Annotated in this window: 8 protein-coding genes; 3 read left to right on the forward strand and 5 right to left on the reverse strand. The window is 59.6% G+C overall.

Going from position 1 to position 12310, the window contains the following annotated elements; translation table 11 throughout:
- Window positions 1-122 precede the first annotated feature (122 nt).
- Window positions 123-1220: an AI-2E family transporter gene (locus tag C1J04_RS12030; protein WP_037953796.1), complete on the forward strand. Its 1098-nt coding sequence runs from the start codon at window positions 123-125 to the stop codon at window positions 1218-1220.
- On the opposite strand, the gene C1J04_RS12035 is transcribed toward C1J04_RS12030, so the two are convergent.
- The 3 genes from C1J04_RS12035 to dctP all read right to left on the reverse strand — a co-directional run bounded on the left by C1J04_RS12035 (window position 1206) and on the right by dctP (window position 4336).
- Window positions 1206-2606 (reverse strand): TRAP transporter large permease, encoded by a 1401-nt coding sequence (locus tag C1J04_RS12035; protein WP_009824983.1) that lies wholly within the window; start codon window positions 2604-2606, stop codon window positions 1206-1208. The two genes, C1J04_RS12030 and C1J04_RS12035, sit on opposite strands and share 15 nt — an antisense overlap.
- A gap of 2 nt (window positions 2607-2608) precedes the next feature.
- The gene (locus C1J04_RS12040; protein WP_005854247.1) at window positions 2609-3238 is read right to left on the reverse strand and encodes a TRAP transporter small permease subunit; all 630 of its coding nucleotides are present in this window, start codon (window positions 3236-3238) and stop codon (window positions 2609-2611) included.
- Window positions 3239-3319: 81 nt separating this feature from the next.
- On the reverse strand, window positions 3320-4336 hold the full coding sequence (gene dctP, locus C1J04_RS12045) for a TRAP transporter substrate-binding protein DctP (protein WP_005854249.1): 1017 nt from the start codon (window positions 4334-4336) through the stop codon (window positions 3320-3322).
- 380 nt (window positions 4337-4716) lie between these two features.
- On the opposite strand from dctP, the gene acs reads away from it, so the two are divergent.
- Complete coding sequence (acs, locus tag C1J04_RS12050; protein ID WP_009824984.1) at window positions 4717-6672, forward strand: acetate--CoA ligase; 1956 nt, start codon at window positions 4717-4719, stop codon at window positions 6670-6672.
- A 64-nt stretch (window positions 6673-6736) separates the two neighbouring features.
- Here the strand turns inward: acs and C1J04_RS12055 are convergent, their stop codons facing one another.
- The gene (locus C1J04_RS12055) at window positions 6737-7252 is read right to left on the reverse strand and encodes a DUF992 domain-containing protein (RefSeq protein WP_009824985.1); all 516 of its coding nucleotides are present in this window, start codon (window positions 7250-7252) and stop codon (window positions 6737-6739) included.
- 281 nt (window positions 7253-7533) lie between these two features.
- Between C1J04_RS12055 and C1J04_RS12060 the strand changes: the two genes are divergently transcribed.
- Window positions 7534-8052, forward strand: coding sequence for a flavin reductase family protein (locus C1J04_RS12060; protein ID WP_009824986.1), 519 nt, complete (start codon window positions 7534-7536; stop codon window positions 8050-8052).
- 109 nt (window positions 8053-8161) lie between these two features.
- Here the strand turns inward: C1J04_RS12060 and C1J04_RS12065 are convergent, their stop codons facing one another.
- The gene (locus tag C1J04_RS12065) at window positions 8162-12307 is read right to left on the reverse strand and encodes a translocation/assembly module TamB domain-containing protein (protein ID WP_009824987.1); all 4146 of its coding nucleotides are present in this window, start codon (window positions 12305-12307) and stop codon (window positions 8162-8164) included.
- Between the last annotated feature and the right edge of the window lie 3 nt (window positions 12308-12310).

Raw genomic sequence — 12310 nt, forward strand, 5'->3', positions numbered from 1 at the left:
CACAGTTGCGCGCAACCTTCGAGGGGCGTTTGGTCACTGCCGCAATATAAGCACACACACCCGTGAACTTTTCCACGCGCTAAGGCGTTGAGGTTTAAATCCTTCAACTGCTGGAGCCATATTTGGAACATCTGCCCTCAATCCGGCGCTCACTTCAGTTGCTGGTCCTGATTTCCCTTTTCGTCACCGCGTATTTCGCCAAGGACTTGATATTGCCCATTGTTCTGGGCTTTTTGCTTGCCCTGACCCTGTCGCCCGTGGGCCGTGCGCTTTATCGCATCGGCGTGCCGCATCCTGTGTCGGCCTTTTTGCTGGTGACCGCGACGAGCTTGGTGATTGCTGCCGTGGTTTTACTGTCCGCGGGCACGGTGGCGATCTGGAGCGACGAGATCCCGGAAATGGGCCGCGAGATCCAGATAAAGCTGAGCGGCGTGAGCAATGCGGTCGAAACGATGCGATCTGCCTCGGAAGAGGTAGAGAAACTGGGCACCGAAACCGGTGGCAAACCGCAAGAGGTTGTCGTGCGCCAACCTGGCTTGCTCGACACCGCCATGGATACGGTGAGCAAAACAGGGGCGTCGCTGGCGGTGATCCTGATTTTGGCGCTGTTCCTACTTGGCTCTGGCGAGCTATTTTACTTAAAACTTGTGCAATCCATGCCGACGTTAACGGAAAAGAAACGTGCGTTGCATACGGTCTATGACGTGGAGAAGCGGGTGTCGCGCTACCTGCTGACGATTGCCACGATCAATGCCGTGCTCGGCATATTAGTCGGGACCTATCTGACAGTGCTGGGCTTGCCGTCGGCCTATATCTGGGGGATCGCGGCGTTCATGCTGAACTTCCTGCCTTATATCGGCGGGTTTGCGGGGGTGCTTTTGGTCGCGGGATTCTCTCTCGTGACGTTTGATACCATCGGCTATGCGATGCTGGCCCCGACCGGTTACCTAACGCTGACCCTCTTAGAGGGGCAGATTATTACCCCGTGGCTGGTCGGCCGCCGGTTAGAGATGAATACCGTCGCGGTATTTCTAACGGTGGTGTTTTGGGGGTGGCTATGGGGCATCCCCGGCGCATTGGTCGCGGTGCCCTTTCTTGTGGTGTTCAAAGTCGTTTGCGAGAACTTTGAACCGCTTCATACCATCGGGAATTTCCTGTCCGCAGAGCAGGTTAAACCCGATGATATGAAGGATCAGGAAGTCATGTCAGCCAGCGAGTGAGGGCAGCCACAACACGATGGACGGGAAGGCCACCAACAGCGCGATTGTCACGGCATCCGCGATAAAGAACGGTGTCACGCCCTTGAACACGTCCTGAACGCTCAGGTCAGGGCGTACCCCTGCAACCACAAAGCAGTTGAGGCCAATGGGAGGCGTGATCAGACAGAACTCTGCCATCTTCACCACCAAGATACCGAACCAGATCGCACACATCGGCCCCGACATGCCAAAGGCGCTATCCGCGGCAGAGACGAACTCGCCCCCGTTCAGCGCCATGACGGCAGGATAGACCACCGGAAGTGTCAGAAGCAGCATGCCAATCGCATCCATGAACATCCCCAGAACCGCATAGGCCAGCAGGATGCACACGAGGATCAGGATTGGCGAGGCCTCAAGCCCCGAAATCCAGTCGGCGAACGCGCCCGGCAGATCGGCAAAGCCCAGGAACCGAACATAAATCAGCACGCCCCAGATGATGGTAAAGATCATCACCGTCAGCTTCGCGGTTTCAAGCAGCGCGTCCTTAAGTTCGGCCCACCGCATGCCGCGATAAAGCGCCATCAGGAAAACGATAAACGCGCCCACGGCCCCGCCCTCTGTTGGGGTGCCCCATGCGTCGCCGAAGGGATTGTAAACAAAGAAAATAATGATGATCACAACCGCAAAAATCGGCATGGCGGCAGGGAGAGACGCGAACCGTTGCTTCCAGGTAAAGCCGCTTACAGGGGGGCCGACGCTTTTCCATATGGTCGCAATGCCCACGATCAGGACGGCGTAGACGATGGCCGAAAACGCACCGGGGACAAAGCCCGCCAGAAGCAGCTTGCCCACGTCTTGTTCAACGATGATCGCATAGATGACGAGGATCGCCGAAGGCGGGATCAACGAGGCCAAAGTGCCCCCGGCCGCCACGACGCCCGCCGCGAACTTCTTGTTGTAGCCAATCGCCAGCATCTCGGGGATAGCGATGCGGGCAAACACCGCTGCCGTCGCGACCGAAGCACCGGAAACCGCCGCAAAGCCCGCGGTTGCAAAGACAGTCGACACAGCAAGACCACCGGGCAGCCAAGCAATCCAGCGTTTTGCGGCCTCGAACAAGGCGCGGGTCAGACCGGCGTAATAGGCAAGAAAGCCGATCAGAATGAAGGTGGGAATCAAGCTTAGCGTTTGGCTCGACACTTTGGAGTGTGGCACCTGCCCCGCGGTCTTGATCGCGACCGTCAGCGCCCAGTCCAGCTCGGACCACTGCATGCCTTTCTTGGACCAAAAGATCCAGATCAGGCCAACCAGACCCGCCATGGCCGCGGCGAAAGCCACGCGCATACCGAGCACCACCATAAGCAGCAGCCCGCCCGAGACCCATAGGCCAATTTCAATAGGATCCATAATCAGTCCCGCCCGTCTAGATGTTCAGCTTCCGCCATCGCCTGTTCGGCTGCGGATTGTACCAAGGGTACGGCAACGGGGTTTTCCAACCCCAATACAAAGGCCCGCCCATAGCCCCAGATCTGCAGCAGCAACCGCAGAGCCAGCACCGTAAAGGCCATTGGCACGATCAGTTTCGCGGGCCAGATCGGCAGACCGATATCGATGGAGCTGTCACGGCTCCACATCGGTGCGGCGAAGTCAAAGCTGCGCTGGAAATGCGCCCAAGAGCCCCAGATCAGCGCCAGCATAAGGATAAAGATCAGCACGACCGAGAAAGTCTCGGCGGCCCATAGCGCGCGGCCTTTGAGCTGGCCGATCAGGATGTCCATGCGCACATGGCCGCCGTTCCGCTGAGTATAGGAAATCCCCATGATCGCGATCAACGGCATGGCGAATTCAATCCAGTCCACATACCCCGCCAGCGGCGTGCCAAAGAACTTGCGGCCGCCAACGGACCAAACGGCAAGCACCATCAGCATGAAAACGGCAATACCAGAGACCAGAGCAAACACGGTTTCAAGGCGTAAAAGCCCTTTGTCGATACGGCTAAGCAGACTGCCGTCTTCGAGCACGGCGGAGGAACCGGCCATGATGCTTTCCTTTCAAATGAGTGGGAGGGAGATCGTACAAACAAAGGGGGCCTGCATCGGCAAGCCCCCTCCTCGCGCCAATTAGTTGGACGCGCGTTTTTCTTCAAGCGTTTTGACGACCAGGTCATAAAGCTCTTGGCCAGGGATGCCTTGGGCTTCCATGTCCTTGATCCAGGCTTCACGCGCAGGGTCAGCTGCCTTGGATTTGAACTCGGCCAGAACCTCGGGCGTGAACATCACTTTTTCAACGCCTTTTTCTTCCAGCACGGCGTCCCAGCGGTTCAGCAGCTCGCCATAGTTCGCCAGATAGTGATCCAGCGCCTCATCGACAGAACCGTCCAGCGCTTCTTTTTCCGCGTCCGACAGGGCCTCATAGGCATCGATGTTCACCACAACAGGGCAGTTCACCGTGCCGGGGTTGAGGTTCGCGGTCCACCAATCGGCCTTGTTGATCGTACCAAAGCTCAAGTGTGCGTGCTGTGCGAACGCCACGGTATCCACAACACCGGATTCCATTGCGTTATATGCCTCGGAGGAGGTCACGGAGGTCGGCACAGCGCCCACGGTTTCAAAGGCTTTGCCCAGACCACCTGTCGCGCGCACGCGCATGCCGTCAAAGGATTCCAGCGTATCGCGAGGCTCGCCCGTGCCAACAAGATTGTACTGCGGCATTGGCGAGGTCATCAGCATCTTGGCGTTCCACTGTGCCATCTCTTTGGCCACGGCGGGGTGTGCGTAAACAGCGCGGGATACGGCGACTTCTTCTTCAAGGTTCTGAACCCCGAGGAAGGGCAGTTCTAGCACGGTGATCGCGCGGTTCTTGTCGGCGTGGTAACCAGCACAGAATTGCGCCATCTCGAAGGCACCGATTGAAATACCATCGAGGTTGTCAGAGTTCTTGGACAGACCGCCATAGCTGACATTGATGGTGAATTCGCCATTGGTCTTTTCGGACACAAGCTCGGCAATCTTTTCGACATGCTCGGTGAAGGCACGACGTTTACCCCAGACAGAGGCATTCCATTCCGTCGCGGCCGCTTGCGAGGCAAAAGCGAAAGTCAAAGCGCAGACAGCTGCGCCGTTCAGTAGATTGTTCATTGATATCTCCCTTATGCGGGCTGTTTGGGGCCCGCTTGGGCGAAATACTATCCTTAGGGCAACTTGCTGCCAACCCCCGAACATATCTCTTGATTGCCCCTGTGGGAGCCTTCGGCGAGGATTTTTCACCATTTGGAACCATGCCCCGCGCGCGATCGGCCCCCTTAACAGGCAATCGGTGCTGTTTCCTAGGGTTTTGGCAGGGTTGTCAGCGAAATTTACTAGTCCGCGCAGCAGACGGAAAAATATTTACAGACAAACCGCGTGTTTCCATATGCTTATTTCCTTCTTTTCACTTCCCGTTATGATCTGCCAAGGGAGAGCCGCCACGCCCATGCGTCCGAGCGGCAGAAAACGAACAGAGTTCTGAGGGAGGAACCATGTCCAACGTCGCCACACAGACCTATCCGCCATCCGACGACATGGCGGCCAATGCCCATGTGAACGCCGCGAAATACGACGCGATGTATCATGCCTCTATCGCGGACCCCGAGGGGTTCTGGCTGGAGCAGGCGCAGCGCATCGACTGGATGAAGCCGTTTACCAAGGTCAAAGACGTCGACTTCACTTTCGGTCAGGTCAAGATCAACTGGTTTGCCGACGGTGCGCTGAACGTCAGCGCCAATTGCATCGACCGTCATCTTGAAACGCGCGGCGACCAGACCGCGATCATCTGGGAGCCGGACAGCCCGGACGAAGAGGCGCAGCACATCAGCTATCGTGCCCTGCATGCCCAGACTTGTAAAATGGCCAATATCCTGCGCGATATCGGCGTCGGCAAAGGCGACCGGGTTATCATCTACATGCCGATGATCCCTGAAGCCGCCTATGCCATGCTGGCCTGCGCACGCATCGGTGCGATCCATTCGATCGTCTTCGCCGGGTTCTCTCCGGATGCGCTGGCGGCACGGGTACAGGGGTCTGACGCCAAGGTTGTAATCACCGCAGATTATGCGCCCCGCGGAGGCAAAGCGACACCGTTGAAGGCCAACGCGGACAAGGCTTTGGCAGGCTGCGATCCATCGGTCAAATGTCTGGTGGTGCGGCGCACTGGCGGTGATATGGCATGGAATGATGCGCGCGACGTGGATTATACCGCGCTTGAAAAAGAGGCTTCTGACACTTGCGCGCCGGAAGAGATGAACGCCGAAGATCCGCTGTTCATCCTTTATACTTCTGGCTCGACCGGTCAGCCCAAAGGGGTCGTGCATACGACGGGTGGCTATCTGGTCTATGCCGCGCTGACCCACGAGGTCACGTTTGATTACCACGATGGCGATGTCTATTGGTGCACGGCCGATGTGGGCTGGGTGACCGGCCACAGCTATATCGTCTACGGTCCGCTTGCCAACGGGGCCACAACGCTCATGTTCGAAGGCGTGCCCACCTACCCCGACGCCAGCCGCTTTTGGCAGATCTGTGAAAAACACAAGGTAAATCAGTTCTACACCGCCCCGACCGCCATTCGCGCGCTGATGGGCAAGGGGCGCGCCTTTGTTGACGGTTGCGATCTGAGCAGCCTGAAACTGCTTGGCACCGTGGGCGAGCCGATCAACCCCGAAGCCTGGAATTGGTACAATGACGTTGTGGGCAAAGGGAACTGCCCCATCGTTGACACATGGTGGCAGACGGAAACCGGCGGTCACCTGATGACGCCGCTGCCCGGTGCCCACGCCACCAAACCCGGCGCCGCGATGAAGCCCTTCTTTGGGATCAAACCGGTCGTACTTGAACCCACCACCGGTGCCGAGATCGAGGGCAATGACGTCGAGGGGGTTCTGTGTATCGCTGACAGCTGGCCAGGCCAGATGCGCACGGTCTGGGGCGATCACGAGCGGTTCGAGCAGACCTATTTCAGCGACTACAAGGGCTATTACTTCACCGGGGACGGGTGCCGCCGGGACGCGGATGGCGATTACTGGATCACGGGCCGCGTGGATGACGTGATCAACGTCTCCGGTCACCGGATGGGCACGGCCGAAGTCGAAAGCGCATTGGTCGCGCACCCTAAGGTGGCAGAGGCCGCGGTCGTCGGGTTCCCCCATGACATCAAGGGACAGGGCATCTATTGCTATGTCTCTCTGATGAGCGGCGAAAGCCCGAGCGAGGACCTTCGGGCCGAGCTGCGCAACTGGGTCCGCTCGGAGATTGGCCCGATCGCCTCGCCCGATATGATCCAATGGGCCCCCGGCTTGCCCAAAACCCGTTCAGGCAAGATCATGCGCCGCATCCTGCGCAAGATCGCAGAGAATGACTATGGCACGCTTGGCGATACATCTACCCTGGCAGAGCCCGAGGTTGTCGACGATCTGATCGCGAACCGGATGAACCGCTAGGACCATATAACGCGAAAGGGGCACCAAATGGTGCCCCTTCTGCATATCGACCTATTGGCCTGAATTAGCCTTCAACGCGTTGCAGTGTAATTTCACCCACGCCGATGGCAAAGTTTACGCCGTTCTGCGTGTTGACGCTCACCGGTTGCAGCGCCAGCGTGTCTTCGGAACCGCCGACCATGACATTGGCCCCAAGGCCCACACCAACAGTGGCTTCAGCAGAAACACCCTGATAGTCGCCGTTCAAGCCGCCTTCGTAGTATTCAGCTTCCGTCGGTGCCAACACCAACCAAGACATCTGACCATTCTGGGTCTTGCCGATATCAATGCCGTAGCGCTTGATGTCGCCGATATATGTCTCGTCAGCCAGACCCTCTTGCACGGGATTGAAGGTGCAGGTCAGTTCACGCGTAGACCCGAAGATAAAGCCTGTGCCATCACCAACGTCACAGCTCAGCGAGCCGACCTCGGTGTGGTCCACAGTCTCGCCGTCGTCGGCCAGTGCAGGCGTGGACAAAGCAGCACCGGTGACAAGGGCTGCGACAGTCAGCTTGATGGGGGCAAAACGATTCAGTGTCATAGTTAATCCTTCCGGCGGGAAACCCGCCAATAACAGTCGTGAGCGTCGGCATTCGGGTGCCTGTTGGCGGTAGCTGGAACCTCATATCCCAACACCCCTTCTCCGACAGGCAGTCCGAAATTTCGCGGTCATGCCTCTCAGTGGGGGAACAACACGGCAGGCGCTATTCGGTTCCACACAGCATTATTTAGCGACCACCATCGCCACCCGCAGAGGGCGTGCCGCAACGGGCCGGGGTTTGCTGTCTGGACAAATCCGGCTCCCCGTGGCACCGCTGCGGCATGGCTGATCCTTTGCACCACTTCATCCCCCTGCCCGATGCCACAGTCGAGCTTCGCCGCGCCTTTGGTCGTTTTGGCACAGGGGTCACGATTGTGACGGTGCAGACCGCGAATGGCCCATTGGGGATGACCGCGAACTCCTTTTCCTCGGTTTCGCTGGACCCGCCCTTGGTGCAGTGGTCCCCCGCGCTCAGCTCCAAACGTCATGACGCATTTACCAACGCGGCGCAGTTCGCTGTGCATATTCTTGGTAGCGGTCAGCGGGCGCTGGCAGATGCCTTTGCTGTCTCTGGCGACGCGTTTGACCAATTCGACTGGACGATTGGCCCCAATGGCACGCCGACACTGGCAGGCTGCCTCGCCAGTTTCCACTGTGACACCTACGGCGTGCATCCGGCGGGTGACCATTCCATTGTCCTCGGGCAGGTCACGCACGCCGCTTATGACCCAGATGACAGCGTCGCGGGCCTGATGTATGACCAAGGCCGCTATGGCCGCTTTACACCGCTGTCGGAATAACGCGTAAGCCTTTCCAGATGGTTAAAATCCCGGGGGAGTCCCGGCATCGCCGGGACGGGGGCTGGCCCCCATCCTAGCTGACCCGCAGAACAAAGCGTTTAATGGCGGATCAATAATCTTTCTCAAAGAAGATACCAATCCCGGTGTTCCCATCGGACCCGACCGTCCCCTTCGCCGTCAGGTTCTTGGTCAGATCAAGGTTGATAGACACATCCGCTGTCCCGTCAGAGGCGGCGGTCACATCGGTGTAGACATTCTCGGAAATGTATTTACCCGCGCGGACAGCCGTGGCACCGCTGTCGGTGGTGGTCACATCCAGATCGTCCAGCCCGAACCCCGTGCGCAGGTTAGAGATCACCCCCGCGCCACCGCGTCCGGCAAGTGTCGCCACCGCGCTGGCAAGTTGCAGCGCCTGAAACGCCGAGATTTCAGAGATGTTTCGCCCAAACAGAAGCTGCGCCAGCACCTCGTCTTGCGGTGCATCGGGTGTCGATTCAAAGGAAACCTCGGGCGATGTGGCTTTGCCCTCGATCACGATACGAACCTCGCCTGTGTTGGTGGTCGTCGAGGTTACAAACCTCAGATAGGGCACCAGATCGCCTTGGAAGCGCACGGCGCCTTCGTCCAGCTCGAACCGTTTGCCAAGAATATCCAGACGACCACGGATCAGGTCGAAGCGACCGGCAGAGATGATGCGATTGGTCGATCCCGTCAGCAAAAGGCTACCGCCCAGTTCCGCATCCAGACCACGGCCGCGCACGAAAATCCGCCGTGGCGCATTGATGCGGACGTTTAGGCCAAACCCCGGCCCGCTGTCGCTACTTGCCGCGGGATCCGTGCCCGCGTCGGCACCGGTCAAACCGGCCTTGCGACGGGTCGCAACTACGTCTGCTGGCGCGCCGATGAAATCGATCTGTGGAATATCACCGATGCTGGTCATACCGGTTGACGGCACGCTCACCTCGGTCTCGCCCACGTCGATCTGACCGCTGATATTCGCCCCCCCCGAAAGCGGTCCCGCAAGACGCAGGTTGCCATCAAGCGATGTGCGATACAGCGATGGATCGATCAGCACGAGGTTGTTCAATCCGATCTGGATATCGGCGGGCAGTGATCCGGTCAGGGTCACCGCCCCGCCCGCCTTGATCTGCCCGCCATCAGCGCTGCGCGCAGAAAGGTCGATTTGCGCGCGATTATTGGCCAGCCGGATATCCGCTGCGATGTCCTGAAGTGTCACCCGAAGGTTGGGGGCGGACAGCGACGCGTTGGAGGTTTGAATGCTCCCGTTGACCGACCCAAGTGCCGGCGGGCCGTTCACCGTCAAATCGAACCTTGCCTGACCTTGCAAGCTCCGCGGCGCAATGAACGGGGCGGACAGCCCCAATGGCGCGTTCCCGTTAACGTCAAGGTTCAGATTGCCATCGCTGCCAACAAGCCCCGCGATCGTGGCACGGGTGCCCGCTGGACCGGTGGCGTTCGTATTGACCCGCCAGCCAGCGCTTTCCTGCTGTGCGGTACCGGATACATTCAGCGGGCCGGACAGTTTTGGCACCACGGCCCCCAGATTGGGGATCGTGACATCATAATTCAGCGCGGGCGCATCCCCCGTGACAACCCCCTGCACAGACGCCCGGGCCGCATAGGGGCCCGTCGCGTTTGTATCTACGGCGATGCCGGCGGGCGTTTGCCGCACCGATCCTTTTGCCGCCAGCGGGCCGGACACGCCCGGCACCAGCGGCTGCACATTTGGTACCGACACGTCAAACGTCAGCGACATATCGGGGCCTGTGGCCAAGCCTTCCACCATCGCGCGCGCGCCATATGGGCCCGTCGCGTTGGTATCGACGAAGAACCCCTTTTCCGTCTGACGCACGGTCCCTGTCGCCGCAAGTGGCCCGTTCACCTGTGGCGCCACCGCCTGAAGATTCGGGACCGATGCGTCAAAAGAGATATCGACCATAGGTGTTAACATCCCCTGAACGGCAACCTGTGCGGCGTAGGGGCCACTGGCTTTCGCGTCGATCTGGAACCCTTCTTCCAATTGCTTGAGGTTGCCCGACGCCTCTACCGCGCCAGTCACCTGCGGTGCAAAAGCCTCTACCCGCGGGATCGAGGCGCTAAAGTCCAGATCCAGCGGCGTCAGCAGCCCCTGGACCGAGGCAGTAACATTTTCGGGGGCGGAGGCTTTGGTGTCGACCCGCCACCCGTCCGGCGTCTGGCGGAGCACACCATCCAACGCGATAGGGCCCTCGACAGGCGCGTCGGGCACAAAGTCACGCAGTTCGGGCACATCGGCCGTGAAGTTGAGCACCGCATTCTCGCCCGTTGCCAGCCCTTTGGCGGTCAGCGCGGCTCCGTAGGGGCCGTCCGTCACGGCATCAACAGTCCAGCCACGGGTGTCCTGATCGGCCTCGGCCTTGATCGTGATGGGACCGGAATATTGCGGCAGCACGGTCGCGATATCATTCAGTTTTGCATCAAATCGCGCTTGCGAATTATTGCTGCGCAGCTCGACGCCACCGCTAGCGGTCAATGCGTCGTTTTCCAGCAGCAGGTCACGCACGAAGGTCCCCGTCTCGTCACGCGATGCGCCAAGGCTTAGCGTCGTGTCGCCAGCCAGCAATGCGTCCGCCTGCTCGATCCCCACTTTCAAATCCTGCGTCAGGCCAGAGATATTCAGGTCGAACGTCCCGTCCAGTGGCGTGATCTGCCCCGCGATCTCAACATTCGCGGCCCCGTCCATCTCGCGTCCGGCAAGAGCGGAAAAGCGGCTGATGTCAGTGGCTTCAAGGCGGGCTTTCAACTGGGTAAGAAAGCTATCGGCTGGCCCGCTAATCGTGACATCACCGGTCAGACCATAATCCGCGCCAGAAAGATCAAGCCCCGTGATCTGAACCGGTGTGCCTTCGGTATAGGCGATGGTTGTACGCCCCTTGATGGACTGGCCGACCGCTTCGGAAACCGCGGCGTTGGTCAGCGTCAGCCCGTCAGCCGAGAATGCCAGATCGCCCATGAATTCGCCGACGGTCCCTGCCGCACCTTGCAACGTCCCGTTCAACTTCAGTTGCGTCGCGTCAATCGCCAGCGCGTCTGTGGCCAGTTCGGTCACGTCGAAGGTGGCATCAATCGCGTCGCCGTCTTGCGCGTTATAATTCACATCAAGCCCGACGCGCCGCACGTAGGTATCGCCCCCAGCCACTGGCAGCAAAACGCGACTGCCATCGGCGCTGGCGACAGTGCCCGTGATGTCGATCAGGCTGGGCCAGTTGTCGCTGTTCACCGTGACCTTGCCCTGTAGTTCCGCGGATTGCGCCTTGAGGCCGAAATCGCTGACCTCGACACCGCCTCCAGCCTGCACCAAAGCATCCACGGTCAGTGCGACATCCGGGCCAAAAAATTCGCGGTATTGCGACAGGATCAGCGCGGTCACGTCGCCGTTCAGGTCGGCCTGAATACGGCGGTCGGGTGCGGCGCTATCGCCTTGGGCGGCAACGATAACCTGACCGGCAAGCCGTTGTTCGCCGTCGGTCGAAAGGTTGATATCTGTCGCAAAATCCGAAAGCGGCCCCTGCCCCGCAATCACCAGATCGACAGAGGGCTCATCAGGCAGTTTCAACGTACGCGAGATGATGCCTTTGGCTTCCTCGGAAAGGGTCACGGCCATGTCCAGCAGGCTGTCATTGCGATCCAGATCAGCGGTGATTTTGAACTCGCCCTTCTTGCCATCGGTGCGCGCGGCCAGAATATCGACCGTCGCCGTGTCGTCATTCAACAGCGCCGTGGCTTGAACGGTCAGTGTGGCCGCTTCGCCCAGAATTGGCGCACCCAGATTGATCTCGTCGACCGAAAAGTCAGCCACATCAATGGCGACGGGCAGATCGGGGATCGCCGGAAAGGTAAACGGTTCCGCCTCCGGATCGGGGAGCGTTTCTTGCTGCGCCACGGGCAATCGCGGCACGCTCAGGCGTTTTGCGGTCAGGGCCTGCACCTCCAGCCGACCGCGCAACAGTGCGGATCGGTTCCAGTCCAACTCCACCTCTTCCAGCGTCAGCCAGACCCCTTGGTCGTCGGCGATGGTCATCCGGTCGAACCGCGCGCGCGAGCTGAGCGCACCCGCGAAACCGTCAATACTGACCGTGCGGCCCGCGCCGCTGAGGGCGTCTTGGATCGTGCGGGTCAGGAAGCCTTTGTCATCCTCTTGGGCCGAAACGACAGAGCCGACAAAGATCAGGGCGAAAACCAGAAAGCTGCGCATGAA

The sequence above is a fragment of the Sulfitobacter sp. SK025 genome, assembly GCF_003352105.1.
Taxonomy (GTDB): Bacteria; Pseudomonadota; Alphaproteobacteria; order Rhodobacterales; family Rhodobacteraceae; genus Sulfitobacter; species Sulfitobacter pontiacus.